The sequence below is a fragment of the Lactobacillus selangorensis genome, assembly GCF_001437205.1.
In the GTDB taxonomy this organism is placed as follows: domain Bacteria; phylum Bacillota; class Bacilli; order Lactobacillales; family Lactobacillaceae; genus Paralactobacillus; species Paralactobacillus selangorensis.
Genome location: NZ_JQAZ01000004.1, coordinates 172,418 through 187,871, shown reverse-complemented (window position 1 = coordinate 187,871; position 15,454 = coordinate 172,418). Strand labels below are relative to the sequence as shown.

The following is a 15,454-nucleotide window of genomic DNA, read 5'->3' as shown; positions in this document are numbered from 1 at the left end:
GTTCGACTCCTACTGGGTGCATTGGGTTGACATTTTAATAATATGCGGAAGTAGTTCAGTGGTAGAACATCACCTTGCCATGGTGGGGGTCGCGAGTTCGAATCTCGTCTTCCGCTTTTTTAATATTTATCGGGAAGTAGCTCAGCTTGGTAGAGCACTACGTTCGGGACGTAGGGGTCGCAGGTTCAAATCCTGTTTTCCCGACTTACAATGAAGAGTGACGAATTTTTTCGTCACTCTTTTTGTAAACTCATGGACAAATCTTTTCAAGTGCGGTATAACAATACAACCGCCTTTTTAAAGATTGATGAAAGAATTTTGCATTTTGCAGATTATCTCGTATAATAGTCAATATTAGTCAAACATTTATGGAAAAGTTTGATCCCGCTATGGATAGGATTTGAGTAAATGCAAAATCAGAATATTTCAGATGTTATTGAAGCATATTTAAAAAAGATACTAGAAGATAGCGAACAGGTAGAAATCAGACGCTCAGAAGTAGCTGAACTTTTTCACTGTGTTCCCTCGCAGATCAATTACGTGATCAAAACACGATTTACGCCAAAGCAAGGTTATATCGTACAAAGTAAGCGGGGCGGCGGCGGTTATATCCGGATTCAAAAAGCGCAATTCATGGACGATCACGAATTGTTGGATCAGATGGTTGAAAATGTGCCAGCAACGATTTCTCAGCGAGATGCACTCGCAGTGGTGCAGCGGCTTTACGATGAAGAGATCATTGATCGCAAGACTAGTAATATTATCTTGGCCACACTCAGTCATCAAACCCTGAATGTCGGCAGCAAAAAGATTGAAGACGGGCTACGGGCACGACTTCTGGTTGCCATCTTAGAAAGTTTACGCTACGAAAGTAAATAAGAAAGTGAGAGAGAGTCTATGGATAGCTTATTTACACCAAGTACCAAAAACGTCTTAGTGCTTGCCCAGCAGCAGGCACGGGCTTTTCACCATCATGCCATTGGCACCGAGCATTTATTGCTAGCACTGGTCATGGAAAATGATGGCATCGCCGGCAAAACATTACGGCAGTTATCGGTCAAGCCGGAAGATGTCCGTGAAGAGATCGAACAGTTCACGGGTTACGGTGATGCAACAGCCGATGTGGATACACAAACTTATTTACCTTATTCACCCCGTGCCAAACAAGTTTTGAGTGCGGCTGGTGAAGAGGCAAAGCATTTAGGTGCCACCAAGATTGGGACGGAACATTTATTACTGGCTTTATTGCGAGAAGACGATATTCTGGCCGCACGTATCTTGACGGAACTGGGCTTGAGCCTCAGCAAAACACGACAAATTTTATATAAGAAAATGGGTGTGACTGAAAATACTGCAAAACCGCGTCGGGGCAATGTACCGCCTCAGCGGCCACGGAAGCAGCCTTCGACCAGTGACACACCGACTTTGGATTCATTGGCACGAGATTTGACCCAGTCAGCACGTGATCAGAAACTTGATCCAGTTGTCGGCCGTGATCAAGAAATCCGTCGTGCTATTCAAATCTTGGAACGCCGGACAAAAAACAATCCTGTTTTAATCGGCGAACCTGGGGTGGGTAAAACGGCGATTGCGGAAGGCTTAGCCGAACGCATTGTCGCTGGTGATGTCCCGGACAATTTAAAGAAGAAACGCTTAATGATGCTCGATATGGGGTCATTAGTTGCCGGAACCAAGTATCGTGGCGAATTTGAAGATCGTTTGAAAAAAGTGATTGAAGAAATCTACACAGATGGGCAGGTCATTTTATTCATCGATGAGTTGCATACCTTGATTGGTGCCGGCGGGGCAGAAGGGGCCATTGATGCCTCGAACATTCTGAAACCAGCTTTGGCACGTGGCGAACTCCAGATGATGGGAGCGACGACTTTAGATGAATATCAGAAGTACATCGAAAAAGATGCTGCTCTGGAACGTCGGTTTGCGACGATTACCATTGATGAGCCTTCTAAAGAAGATACAGAAGCCATTTTACGGGGGCTGCGTCCTCGTTATGAGGAACATCATGGCGTCACAATCACAGATGAAGCTCTCCATGCAGCGGTTACTTTGTCGACTCGTTACATTACGACTCGTTATTTACCGGACAAGGCGATTGACTTAGTCGATGAATCGGCTGCGAAGGTCCGTTTGGATGAATCTGATCAGCAGACTCCAGCCGACCATGAACAGACCGAGCTTGAAAAAGTAATCACCGAAAAAGAAAATGCCATTACGGATCAGGACTTTGAAAAGGCCGCTCAATTGCGGGAACAGGAACAATCTTTGAAGGAAAAGCTGGCTGCTGAAAAAGCCAAGCATTCTAGGCATGGCGTGCGGACCGATGTCAAGGTGACTGCCAATGATGTCGCTGCCGTTGTGTCGCAATGGACCGGTGTTCCGCTGACGCAGCTGCAGAAGAAGCAGAGCGAACGTTTGGTCAACCTTGAAAAAGAACTGCATAAGCGAGTGATCGGACAAGATGAAGCTGTTTCGGCGGTATCGCGTGCGATTCGGCGAGCCTACAGCGGCTTGAAAGACCCTCGTCGTCCCATTGGGTCCTTCATGTTTCTTGGTCCGACTGGGGTCGGCAAGACTGAGTTAGCCAAAGCTCTGGCGGAAGATATGTTTGGTTCGGAAGATAATTTAATTCGGATCGATATGTCGGAGTACATGGAGAAATACAGTACCAGTCGTTTGATCGGGTCGCCGCCCGGCTATGTCGGTTACGATGAAGGCGGTCAGCTGACTGAAAAGGTACGTAACAAACCTTATTCAGTGGTGCTGTTTGATGAAGTTGAAAAAGCACATCCGGATGTCTTCAACTTATTGTTGCAAGTACTCGATGATGGTTTCTTAACCGATTCACGGGGGCGCAAAGTCGACTTCCGCAACACGATTCTGATCATGACCTCGAACATTGGGGCCACCGCAATCCGGGATGATAAGTCCGTCGGGTTTGGAGCTCAGGACGCACAGACGGATTACAAGGCCATGAAGAGCCGGATGCTAGAAGAACTCAAGAAGGCTTTCCGTCCAGAATTCCTCAACCGTATCGATGAAACTATCGTGTTCCATCCATTAGATAAGAAAGAACTGCATCAAATCGTCAAGATTATGTCGAAGAATGTGCTGAAACGTTTGGATGAACGTGATATTCACATTAAGATGACACCAGCTGCGATCGATGTTGTCGCTAAAGATGGTTTTGATCCTGAATACGGAGCCCGGCCAATCCGCCGTGCACTGCAGCGCGAGGTCGAAGATCGTCTGAGCGAAGAACTCTTGTTGGGGCATATTCAATCCGGCGATCAAGTCACGATTGGCGCCAAGAAGGGACAAATTACCATTCAAAGCAAACCAGCCAAACAAAAAGTGAAAGCTTAACCAAAAATAACGGTCCGCGTTGTCTAGTGACGATGCGGACCGTTATTTTATTATAAGGAAGATAACAGAAATCAATTTAAACCGCAGAATCTGAAAATACCTGATAAGTTGGGCTGATTTCTTTTCAGAAAAAAGGGTTGACAAGTAAGCATCCACTGGTATACTAATTGTAATTGCAAAAAATTATGGGACGGCAGCTATCGGGTCGAAATATTGTCCGATTCGATAGGAATAAAAAACAAAAATAGCAAATTTCTTTTTCGAAAGGACTATTTTTGGTTTTTTTTTGCTTAAAAACGGCTCCTAAATTGTTTTGTAACATAACTGTAATATTTAACGCAGAATTTAAATGAGGGGTGAACAATTTGGCAGGACATTTGGTCAATTACGGCAAACACCGTACACGTCGCAGTTATTCCCGTATTAAGGAAGTACTCGACTTACCAAACTTAATTGAAATTCAGACGAACTCCTATCAATGGTTCCTCGATGAAGGGTTACGGGAAATGTTCGATGGCATCATGCCAATCGACGATTTTGCCGGCAACTTGTCATTGGAATATGTTGATTATCAACTGTTAGAACCAAAATACACGGTCGAAGAGGCCCGTCAGCACGATGCCAATTACTCGGCACCATTGCATGTCACATTGCGTTTGACGAACCATGAAACGGGTGAAATTAAATCGCAGGATGTCTTCTTTGGAGACTTCCCATTGATGACCGATCAAGGGACCTTTATCATCAACGGTGCGGAACGTGTCATCGTTTCCCAGTTAGTTCGTTCACCAGGCGTTTACTTTAATAGTAGCGTTGATAAAAACGGCCGGACACAATGGGGCGCAACAGTGATTCCAAACCGTGGTGCTTGGCTCGAATTCGAAACCGATGCAAAAGGGATTTCTTACGTCCGGATTGATCGGACTCGTAAAATTCCAATGAGTGTCTTAGTTCGTGCCCTTGGCTATGGCTCTGATCAGGATATTCTCGATATGTTTGGCGACAGCGAAACATTGATGAACACTTTGGAAAAAGATGTTCACAAGGATACTGATGAATCACGGACCAATGAAGCTTTGAAGGATATTTACGAACGTTTACGTCCAGGCGAACCAAAGACAGCCGATAGTTCACGTTCCTTGCTCTATGCGCGTTTCTTCGATCCGAAGCGCTACGACTTAGCACCAGTTGGCCGTTACAAGATGAACAAGAAGCTTGACTTGAAGAACCGGCTCCTCAACCAGACATTGGCCGAAACTTTAGCCGACCCAGATACAGGTGAAGTCATTGCCCAGAAGGGTGACTTGGTCGACAAGAAGTTGATGGACAAGTTGTCGCCATACTTGGCTCGTGACGATTTCAAGATGGTTACCTATACACCTTCTGATGAAGGGGTTGTGACAGATCCGATGACCGTTCAAGTTATCCAAGTTTATTCAAAAGAAGATCCAGAACACGTTGTCAAATTGATTGGCAATGGTCATATCGACTTGAAGCTGAAGCACGTTACCCCAGCTGATATTATTGCGGCGATGAACTACTTCTTCAACTTGCAAGAAGGCATCGGTTCAACCGATGATATCGATCATTTGGGTAACCGTCGGATTCGCTCTGTCGGTGAACTCCTGCAGAACCAATTCCGAATCGGTTTATCCCGGATGGAACGTGTTGTTCGTGAACGAATGTCCATCCAGGATACCAGCACGATCACACCGCAACAGCTGATCAATATTCGGCCAGTGGTTGCTTCAATCAAGGAATTCTTCGGTTCATCGCAGTTATCTCAGTTCATGGATCAGACCAACCCATTAGGCGAATTAACACATAAGCGTCGTTTGTCTGCCTTAGGGCCTGGTGGTTTGACACGTGACCGTGCCGGATACGAAGTGCGTGATGTTCACTATACGCATTATGGCCGGATGTGCCCGATTGAAACACCAGAAGGCCCTAACATTGGGCTGATTAACAGTTTGGCGAGTTACGCCGTTGTCAACAAGTATGGGTTCATCGAAACACCATACCGTCGTGTTGACTGGACGACTCATAAGGTTACCGATAAGATTGATTACCTGACTGCTGATGTCGAAGATAATTACATCATTGCGCAGGCCAACTCTGAATTAAACGACGATGGTTCTTTCGTTGACAAGACCGTTTTGGCCCGTCATAAGGATGACAACATCGAAGTTTCCGTTGATAAAGTCGATTACATGGATGTTTCACCAAAGCAAGTAGTTGCTGTTGCGACGGCCTGCATCCCATTCTTGGAAAACGATGACTCCAACCGTGCGTTGATGGGGGCCAACATGCAGCGTCAGGCTGTGCCGCTGGTTCGTCCGCATGCACCACTCGTCGGAACTGGGATGGAATACAAAGCTGCTCACGATTCAGGGACTGCCTTGTTAGCAAAGCATCCTGGGACCGTTGAATTCGTTGATGCGAAGGAAATCCGCATTCGGTTGGAAGACGGTTCGCTCGATAAGTATCATTTAATGAAATTTATGCGTTCTAACGCTGGTAAGAACTACAACCAGACACCGATCGTTCGCAAGGGTGATCAAGTCGATCGTAGTGAAATCATTGCCGACGGGCCTGCGATGGACCAAGGCGAATTAGCCTTAGGTCAGAATCCATTGATTGCCTTCATGACTTGGAACATGTACAACTACGAAGATGCCATTGTCTTGAGCGAACGTTTAGTCCGTGACGACGTCTACACTTCGATTCATATTGAAGAGTATGAATCAGAAGCACGTGATACCAAGCTTGGGCCGGAAGAAGTCACTCGTGAAATCCCTAACGTTGGGGAAGATGCGTTAAAGAATCTTGACGAATTCGGGATTATCCGAATCGGCGCCGAAGTTCATGATGGCGATATCTTAGTAGGGAAGGTTACGCCTAAAGGGGTGACTGAATTATCCGCTGAGGAACGTCTGCTGCATGCGATTTTTGGTGAAAAAGCGCGTGAAGTGCGTGATACATCCCTCCGTGTGCCAAACGGCGGCGGTGGTATTATCCAAGATGTCAAAGTCTTCACTCGTGAAGCGGGCGATGAATTATCACCAGGCGTCAATATGATGGTTCGGGTCTACATTACTCAGAAGCGTAAGATTCAAGTCGGTGATAAGATGGCCGGCCGTCATGGGAACAAAGGGACTGTTTCAGTTGTTGTTCCTGAAGAAGATATGCCGTACATGCCAGATGGAACTCCAGTTGACATTTTGCTGTCACCAATGGGTGTGCCTTCCCGTATGAACATTGGGCAGGTCCTCGAATTGCACTTAGGAATGGCTGCTCGCAACTTAGGAATCCATGTTGCGACACCTGTTTTTGATGGGGTACGTGAAAAAGATCTCTGGGATACTGTCAAGGAAGCCAATATGGCTTCTGATGGGAAGAGTATCCTCTACGATGGCCGGACTGGTGAACCATTTGACAACCGTGTTTCCGTTGGGGTCATGTACTACATGAAGCTGGCCCACATGGTTGATGATAAGATTCATGCACGTTCGATCGGACCTTACTCTCTGGTTACACAACAGCCACTGGGCGGGAAAGCTCAGTTTGGTGGTCAGCGTTTCGGGGAAATGGAAGTTTGGGCCCTCGAAGCTTATGGGGCTGCGCATACCTTGCAGGAAATCTTGACTTATAAGTCCGATGATGTTGTCGGCCGTGTCAAGACTTACGAAGCCATCGTCAAAGGCGATCCGATTCCGAAGCCGGGTGTTCCAGAATCATTCCGTGTCCTTGTCAAAGAATTACAATCCCTTGGACTGGATATGAAGGTTCTCGATGCCAATAAGAACGAAATCGAACTCCGTGATATGGACGATGAAGACGATGATGTTTCCAGCATCGACGCTTTATCCAAGTATGCACAAGAGCAAGAGGAAAAGAAGGCTAAGGAAGCAGCTGCAAAGGCTGCTCAAGAAACCGGCAGCGATAAAGATAAAAAATAAGGCGTGACTTGGGAATATATTTCTAAGGAACACTTTGATAATTAGTTGTTAACGTTAATGATTTAGGAGGTTGCCCTTTTGATAGATGTCAATAAGTTTGATAGCATGCAGATCGGCATTGCATCACCTGACAAAATCCGGAGCTGGTCTTATGGTGAAGTTAAAAAGCCAGAAACCATCAATTACCGGACTTTAAAACCAGAACGGGACGGACTCTTCGATGAACGGATCTTCGGACCAACGAAAGATTGGGAATGTGCTTGCGGGAAATACAAGCGGATCCGTTATAAGGGAATTGTCTGTGACCGCTGCGGGGTTGAAGTAACACGCTCTAAAGTACGGCGTGAACGGATGGGCCATATTGAATTGGCTGCACCTGCAACTCACATTTGGTACTTTAAGGGAATCCCTAGCCGGATGGGCCTTGTCCTTGACATGAGCCCACGTGCCTTGGAAGAAATCATCTACTTTGCATCTTACGTAGTGATTGATCCAGGCGACACACCACTCGAAAAGAAACAATTATTGAGTGAACGTGAATACCGTGATAAGAAACAAGAATTAGGTGCAAATGCATTCGATGCCAAGATGGGGGCTGAAGCCATCAAGGAATTACTGCGTGACGTCGATCTCGACAAAGAAATCGCCGACTTGCGGGAAGAATTGAAGACGGCCCAAGGTCAGAAACGGACCCGTGCGATCCGTCGTCTGGACATTTTGGATGCCTTTGCCAAATCAGGTAACAAGCCTGAATGGATGGTCATGGATGTTATTCCGGTTATCCCGCCGGATCTGCGGCCAATGGTTCAGCTCGAAGGGGGCCGCTTTGCCACTTCTGATCTGAATGATTTGTACCGTCGTGTCATCAACCGTAACAACCGTTTGAAGCGGTTGTTAGACTTGAATGCACCGAACATCATCGTTCAAAACGAAAAGCGGATGCTCCAAGAAGCTGTTGATGCTTTGATCGATAATGGTCGTCGTGGCCGTCCGGTTACGGGTCCTGGGAATCGTCCGTTGAAGTCTCTTTCACATATGCTGAAAGGGAAGCAGGGCCGTTTCCGTCAGAACTTGTTAGGGAAACGTGTTGATTATTCTGGCCGTTCCGTTATTGATGTCGGCCCAACATTGAAATTCTATCAATGCGGCTTGCCACGTGAAATGGCGTTGGAATTATTCAAACCATTCGTCATGCATGGCTTGGTTGAGCGTGATTTGGCTTCGAACATCAAGAGTGCCAAGCGCAAGATCGAACGGATGGATAATGATGTGTGGGATGTTCTCGAAGATGTCATCAAAGACCGGACCGTTCTCTTGAATCGTGCCCCTACTTTGCATCGTCTTGGGATTCAGGCATTCGAACCTGTCTTAGTCGATGGGAAATCCATTCGTCTGCATCCATTGGCTTGTGAAGCTTACAACGCCGATTTCGATGGGGATCAGATGGCTGTCCATGTACCGTTGTCTGATGAAGCACAAGCTGAAGCACGTACTTTAATGTTAGCGGCGCATCATATTCTGGCTCCTAAGGATGGGAAGCCGATTGTTACACCTTCTCAGGATGTCGTTTTAGGGAACTACTACTTGACGATGGAACAGAAGGGCCGTGAAGGCGAAGGCATGGTCTTCAAAGATACCAATGAAGTGCGGATGGCCTACGCAAACGGTTATGTGCATTTGCACACTCGAATCGGATTATCCACTTCTTCGATGCCGAAGAAGCCGTTCAAAGATGACCAGCGTGACCAAATCATGCTGACGACAGTTGGGAAAGCAATCTTCAATGAAATTCTGCCAGATGACTTCCCTTACTTGAACGAACCCTCCACACCGAACTTGATGAACGGGGTTCCGGATAAGTACTTCGTCAAGCCAGGCGACAGTGTTGAAGAAACACTTGAAGGCCGTGAATTAGTCGGCCCATTCAAGAAGAGCTTCTTGAGCGATATTATCGCCCAAGTGTTCAAGGTTTATAAAGTACAGCGGACTTCCGACTTGCTGGATGATATGAAGACCTTAGGATATACCCAAGCGACAAACTCAGGGCTGACCGTTGGGGTTTCTGATATCACCGTCTTGAAGGAAAAGCCGGCTATCGTTGACGCTGCTCATAAGAAGGTCGATGCGGTTTCAAAGCAGTTCCGTCGTGGGTTAATCACCGACGAAGAACGTCATAACCGTGTTATTGAAATTTGGAATGCTGCTAAAGATGAAATTCAGAACGATCTGATCGATCATTTCGATCCGTTGAATCCAATCTCAATGATGAGTGATTCTGGTGCGCGTGGGAACATTTCTAACTTTACCCAGTTAGCCGGAATGCGTGGTTTGATGGGTGCTCCTAACGGCGGGATGATGGAAGTTCCGGTTACATCGAACTTCCGTGAAGGTCTGTCGGTCTTGGAAATGTTCATGTCGACCCATGGTGCTCGTAAAGGGATGACCGATACGGCCCTCAAGACTGCCAACTCAGGTTACTTGACACGTCGTTTGGTCGATGTTGCGCAGGATATCATCATTCGTGAAGAAGATTGTGGGACTGATCGTGGTGTCACTGTCCGTGCTATCCGTGAAGGAAATGAAATGATCGAACCATTGTATGACCGTGTTGTTGGCCGTTATGCAATGAAGACTGTTAAAGATCCAAGCACTGGCAAGGTTTTAGTTCACAAGAATGAAATGATCGACGAAACCATTGGTCATGAAATTGACGATGCTGGTATTACTGCCGTTACGATCCGTTCAGCCTTCACATGCAACACGCGTCATGGGGTCTGCAAGAAGTGCTACGGCCGCAACTTGGCTACTGGCGAAGAAGTCGAAGTCGGCGAATCTGTCGGTGTCGTTGCTGCACAGTCCATTGGTGAACCAGGGACACAGTTAACGATGCGCAACTTCCATACCGGTGGTGTTGCTGGTGGCGAAGATATTACCCAAGGGCTCCCTCGTATTCAGGAAATCTTTGAAGCACGGAATCCGAAAGGGCTGGCGGTTATTTCTGAAGTGGCTGGCGAAGTTACTTCCATCGAAGAAAACCCAGCTGACCGAATCCGTGAAATTACCGTTCAAGGCGAAACCGATACTCGGACTTACAGTGTGCCTTACACCGCCAATGTTGTTGTTTCCGAAGGCGATCACATCAAACGTGGTCAACAGCTGACTGGCGGTTCAATCGATCCGAAGGAATTGATTAAAGTCACAGATGTTCCATCGACTGAAAACTACTTGCTGCGTGAAGTCCAGAAGGTCTATCGTATGCAGGGGGTTGATATTTCCGATAAGCACGTTGAAATCATGGTTCGTCAGATGCTCCAGAAGGTTCGTGTCATGGATCCAGGCGACACTGATCTCTTGCCTGGGACACAAATGGACATCGGTGATTTCGATGATCAGAACAGTGCAACCCTTGTCAAAGGTGGTATTCCTGCCACAGGACGTCCAGTCTTGTTAGGAATCACTAAGGCATCATTGGGAACCAACAGTTTCATGTCAGCCGCTTCCTTCCAGGAAACAACTCGTGTCTTGACGGATGCTTCTATCCGTGGCAAGAACGATCCGTTGATTGGTTTAAAGGAAAACGTTATGATTGGGAAACTGATTCCAGCTGGGACTGGGATGGCGAAGTATCGTCATATGCAGCCTAAAGCAGTTGGTGCAGTTTCAGATAATGTCTACTCCATCTCCGATATTGAAGCGAAGATGAAGGAAGAAGACAAACGCTAATTAAAGTGCTCGTTTAAAAGGAGCCGCCTGAAATGGCGACTCCTTTTTGGGTGCGCTCAAAAATAAATTAAAGTAATTAAGTAGCCCAATAATAAGTAGGGGACAAACGGCTGCTGCTGTTTCGTTTTTAAAAATAGAAAGCCTAATAAAGCAAAACAACAGGCTGCAAATAACAAGAACCAGATTTGAGACGGTGTTAAGAATAACGCCAACAGCAAAATCAGTTCGACGTCACCGAGTCCTAGTCCGTTGTGCCAGCAATGCAAGCCGTATAAAAGGACAGTCACTGCGCCGGCCGACAGCCAATAAAGATGGGCGGCACAGCAGAATGCCGCCGCACCAAAGGGCAGCAGCCACAAGGGCATCAAACAGTTTTCAAAACAATCCATGGCCGCACAGAAAAATAAACAAGCACTGAGGATACCGGCTAGCGGTTGCTGGACGAGCGGCAGCCGGTAGATGAGCAGACCAGCGACACCGCCCAGACATTCGCCTATTAAGAACAGTGGCGTCAGGCGCTGCCGACAGTGCCGGCATTTTCCGCCTTGCCAGAGGAAACTAATCATTGGAATCAGTTCATAAAAAGCTAGAACGTGCTGACAGTTTTCACAGTAGGAGCGGGCAGCAAAAAAAGTGTGTGGCTGGTACAAGAGCCGCCATGCCGATGCGGTGAGAAACGAAGCCCAGCAAGTTCCGATGATAAAATAAAAACAGCACATGCAAATGCCCCCTTTATCCTGACAATTACGCCAAAAGAAGGCATAACGTTTTTAAAAAGGACCGTTGACACAGAAAGTTTGTCATGGTATCTTAGTAAAGGTGCTTTTTACTACAGTGTTTCGTCATCCATGGCGGACGTGCTGACTGGGCATAGGCACAAAAACATGCAACAACCAGTGGTCGGGTAAGAGATAAGATGGTTTTCATCCGTTTTTTTACTTAAAAAAGAACCGCCTGGATGTGTGGACTTAAAAATAATTTATAGGATTCAGGAAGGAGGAGCTTTTCATGCCAACAATTAATCAATTGGTACGCAAAGGTCGCAAGTCAAGAACTACAAAGTCCGATTCACCTGCATTGAACTTTGGTTACAACAGTATGAAGAAAGAAACTACGCATAACCCAGCTCCACAAAAACGTGGGGTTGCAACTCGTGTCGGGACAATGACACCGAAGAAGCCAAACTCTGCTTTACGTAAATATGCGCGTGTTCGTTTGTCTAACTTAATCGAAGTGACAGCTTACATCCCTGGTATCGGTCATAACTTACAGGAACATAGTGTTGTTTTAATCCGTGGGGGCCGTGTAAAGGATTTACCTGGGGTTCGTTATCACATTATCCGTGGTGCGCTTGATACAGCCGGTGTTGATGGCCGTATGCAGAGCCGTTCTAAGTACGGTGCAAAGCGTCCTAAGAAGTAATTCGACTAATTTACAATTGAAAAATTCACGCCATGTCGGAACGACAGGCTTACAGGAGGTCATTTAAATGCCAAGAAAAGGTACAGTTGGTAAACGTGACGTTTTACCTGATCCAGTTTACAATTCTAAATTGGTCACACGCTTGATCAACCACTTGATGGTTGATGGGAAGCGCGGTACAGCGTCCACAATTTTATACCGTTCATTTGATATTATCAAAGAACAAACAGGTAAAGAACCATTAGATGTATTTGAAGAAGCAATGAAGAACGTTATGCCAGTGCTTGAAGTTAAAGCTCGCCGTATCGGTGGTTCTAACTATCAGGTTCCAATCGAAGTCCGTCCTGAACGCCGGACAACGTTAGGTTTACGTTGGATCACACAATATGCCCGCAGCCGTGGTGAACACACAATGGACGAACGTCTTGCTCGTGAAATCATGGATGCCGCAAACAATACTGGTGCAGCTGTTAAGAAGCGTGAAGATACGCACAAGATGGCTGACGCTAACCGTGCTTTTGCACATTATCGTTGGTAAAATATCAAGTTGGCTATTATATTGGTGCGCTTTTCCACTATAGTAGCCGCTTGTTTTATCTGAACAATTTTTTAACTAACAATTTCACTCACGAGAGGAGTTACAATTTTTCATGGCAAATACACGTGAATTCCCATTGAATAAGACTCGTAATATTGGGATTATTGCTCATATCGATGCTGGTAAGACGACTACGACTGAACGTATTCTCTATTACACTGGGAAAATTCATAAAATTGGTGAAACCCATGATGGGGCTTCCCAAATGGACTGGATGGAGCAGGAACAGGAACGTGGGATTACAATTACTTCCGCTGCCACAACTGCCCAATGGAAAAACCACCGTATCAACATCATTGATACCCCAGGACACGTTGACTTCACAATCGAAGTTGAACGCTCTCTCCGTGTCTTAGATGGTGCCATCGTTGTTTTGGATGGCCAGTCTGGTGTTGAACCACAGACGGAAAATGTTTGGCGTCAGGCCGACACTTACTCTGTTCCACGGATCGTCTTCGTCAATAAGATGGATAAGATCGGTGCCAACTTCGACTATTCTGTACAAACGTTACATGATCGTTTGCAGGCAAATGCCCATGCCATCCAGATGCCGATCGGTGCCGAAGATAATTTCGAAGGGGTCATTGACCTGATCGAAATGAAAGCCGATTTGTATGACGAAGATGAATTAGGGACGAAGTGGGATACCGTTGATATTCCAGCCGACTACCTTGATGAAGCTAAGAAGCGCCGTGAACAATTAGTTGAAGCGGTTGCGGATGTTGATGACAACATCATGGCTAAGTATCTCGAAGGTGACGAAATCACTAACGATGAATTACGGGCCGCTATCCGTAAAGCAACCACTAACTTGGAATTCTACCCCGTTTTAGCTGGTTCTGCCTTCAAGAACAAGGGTGTTCAGATGCTGCTCGATGCCACTGTTGATTACTTACCATCCCCATTGGATGTTAAGCCATACAATGCCATTGACCCAGCTAACGGCGAAAATGTTGAATTAACAGCCGGTGATGACAAAGACTTTGCTGCTTTGGCATTCAAGATTGCTACTGATCCATTCGTTGGTCGTTTAACTTATATCCGTGTTTACTCAGGTACTTTGGAAGCCGGTTCCTATGTTCTGAATGCTACCAAGGACAAGCGTGAACGTGTTGGTCGTTTGCTGCAAATGCATTCTAACCACCGTAAGGAAATCCCAGAAGTCTTCTCTGGTGATATCGCGGCTGCCATTGGGTTAAAGAACACAACGACTGGTGATTCCTTAACCGATGTTGACCACCCACTGATTCTTGAATCGATGGACTTCCCAGATCCAGTTATCCAAGTTTCCGTTGAACCTGATTCAAAGGAAGACCGGGATAAGATGGACCTTGCTTTACAAAAGCTGGCTGAAGAAGATCCTTCCTTCAAGACCGAAACAAATGCCGAAACTGGTGAAACACTGATTTCTGGTATGGGTGAATTACAGTTGGATGTCTTAGTTGACCGGATGCGTCGTGAATTCAACGTGAATGCGACAATCGGTGAACCACAAGTTGCTTACCGTGAAACATTCACAAAGCAAGCTTCTGCACAAGGGAAGTTTGTTCGCCAGTCTGGTGGTAAAGGTCAGTATGGGGATGTTTGGGTTGAATTTACACCGAACGAAGAAGGCAAAGGCTTCGAATTCGAAGATGCCATCGTCGGTGGTGTTGTTCCACGTGAATATATCCCAGCTGTTGAACAAGGCTTGAAGGAATCAATGGCCAACGGTGTCTTAGCCGGCTACCCATTGATTGATGTCAAAGCCAAGCTCTATGATGGTTCTTACCATGAAGTCGATTCTTCAGAAGCTGCCTTCAAAGTGGCTGCTTCAATGGCCTTGAAAGCTGCTGCTCCAAAGGCCGGTGCCGTTATCCTTGAACCAATCATGCATGTTGAAATTGTGATGCCTGAAGAATATTTAGGCGATGTTATGGGCCAAGTTACTGCACGTCGTGGACGTGTTGAAGGAATGGAAGCTCGTGGGAACGCCCAGATGATCAACTCCATGGTGCCATTAGCAGAAATGTTTGGTTACGCAACGACATTACGTTCAGCAACACAGGGCCGTGGGACATTTACAATGACCTTCGACCACTACGAAGCTGTTCCGAAGTCAATCCAGGAAGACATCATCAAGCAAAATGGCGGCAACGCTAAATAAACTTGAACATTAAAAATGAAATTCATTTTGAAGGACCTGCCGTGTGCGGGTTCTTTTTTTGTGCCGAAAATGAATTTGATTTGAAAAATAAAATGGAATTGGTTATACTGCATAGGTTGACGCATTTAACAGGGCTTCTCTTTATATAGAAGAAATACGATTTTTACCGGTTAAATTTCAGAAACCCCTTGTCACACGGCGGTATTTCTTGTATGATAGATA

8 protein-coding genes and 2 tRNA genes are annotated in these 15,454 nt (G+C 46.2%); 9 read left to right on the top strand and 1 reads right to left on the bottom strand.

Features of this window, described 5'->3' with window-relative positions; genetic code table 11:
* Window positions 1-44 precede the first annotated feature (44 nt).
* The 6 genes from IV40_RS07070 (at window position 45) to rpoC (ending at window position 11,066) form a co-directional block, all read left to right on the top strand.
* Window positions 45-116 (top strand) — tRNA-Gly (locus IV40_RS07070).
* A 14-nt stretch (window positions 117-130) separates the two neighbouring features.
* A tRNA-Pro gene (locus tag IV40_RS07065) sits at window positions 131-204 on the top strand.
* A gap of 204 nt (window positions 205-408) precedes the next feature.
* Complete coding sequence (locus IV40_RS07060; RefSeq protein WP_057769947.1) at window positions 409-879, top strand: CtsR family transcriptional regulator; 471 nt, start codon at window positions 409-411, stop codon at window positions 877-879.
* Window positions 880-897: 18 nt separating this feature from the next.
* Complete coding sequence (locus IV40_RS07055; RefSeq protein WP_057769942.1) at window positions 898-3,384, top strand: ATP-dependent Clp protease ATP-binding subunit; 2,487 nt, start codon at window positions 898-900, stop codon at window positions 3,382-3,384.
* Between the two features lie 356 nt (window positions 3,385-3,740).
* A complete protein-coding gene (rpoB, locus tag IV40_RS07050) occupies window positions 3,741-7,343 on the top strand; it encodes a DNA-directed RNA polymerase subunit beta (protein ID WP_420843259.1) in 3,603 nt (1,200 codons plus the stop codon).
* 78 nt (window positions 7,344-7,421) lie between these two features.
* A complete protein-coding gene (rpoC, locus tag IV40_RS07045; protein ID WP_057769937.1) occupies window positions 7,422-11,066 on the top strand; it encodes a DNA-directed RNA polymerase subunit beta' in 3,645 nt (1,214 codons plus the stop codon).
* Between the two features lie 56 nt (window positions 11,067-11,122).
* On the opposite strand, the gene IV40_RS07040 is transcribed toward rpoC, so the two are convergent.
* Window positions 11,123-11,785 carry a prepilin peptidase gene (locus tag IV40_RS07040; protein ID WP_057769932.1) on the bottom strand — a complete coding sequence of 221 codons (663 nt, stop codon included), beginning with the start codon at window positions 11,783-11,785 and terminating at the stop codon, window positions 11,123-11,125.
* A gap of 289 nt (window positions 11,786-12,074) precedes the next feature.
* Here IV40_RS07040 and rpsL point away from each other — a divergent pair, with 289 nt between their 5' ends.
* The 3 genes from rpsL to fusA all read left to right on the top strand — a co-directional run bounded on the left by rpsL (window position 12,075) and on the right by fusA (window position 15,232).
* A complete protein-coding gene (gene rpsL / locus IV40_RS07035; protein ID WP_057769930.1) occupies window positions 12,075-12,488 on the top strand; it encodes a 30S ribosomal protein S12 in 414 nt (137 codons plus the stop codon).
* A gap of 67 nt (window positions 12,489-12,555) precedes the next feature.
* Window positions 12,556-13,026 carry a 30S ribosomal protein S7 gene (gene rpsG / locus IV40_RS07030; protein ID WP_057769929.1) on the top strand — a complete coding sequence of 157 codons (471 nt, stop codon included), beginning with the start codon at window positions 12,556-12,558 and terminating at the stop codon, window positions 13,024-13,026.
* A 112-nt stretch (window positions 13,027-13,138) separates the two neighbouring features.
* Window positions 13,139-15,232: an elongation factor G gene (gene fusA, locus IV40_RS07025; RefSeq protein WP_057769924.1), complete on the top strand. Its 2,094-nt coding sequence runs from the start codon at window positions 13,139-13,141 to the stop codon at window positions 15,230-15,232.
* The last annotated feature ends 222 nt before the right edge of the window (window positions 15,233-15,454 follow it).

Bases quoted from the DNA above. Each gene is read 5' to 3' on its own strand.
- rpsG (WP_057769929.1), top strand. From the start codon at position 12,556: ATGCCAAGAAAAGGTACAGTTGGTAAACGTGACGTTTTACCTGATCCA.
- fusA (WP_057769924.1), top strand. From the start codon at position 13,139: ATGGCAAATACACGTGAATTCCCATTGAATAAGACTCGTAATATTGGG.
- IV40_RS07040 (WP_057769932.1), bottom strand. From the start codon at position 11,785: ATGTGCTGTTTTTATTTTATCATCGGAACTTGCTGGGCTTCGTTTCTC.
- IV40_RS07060 (WP_057769947.1), top strand. From the start codon at position 409: ATGCAAAATCAGAATATTTCAGATGTTATTGAAGCATATTTAAAAAAG.
- IV40_RS07055 (WP_057769942.1), top strand. From the start codon at position 898: ATGGATAGCTTATTTACACCAAGTACCAAAAACGTCTTAGTGCTTGCC.
- rpsL (WP_057769930.1), top strand. From the start codon at position 12,075: ATGCCAACAATTAATCAATTGGTACGCAAAGGTCGCAAGTCAAGAACT.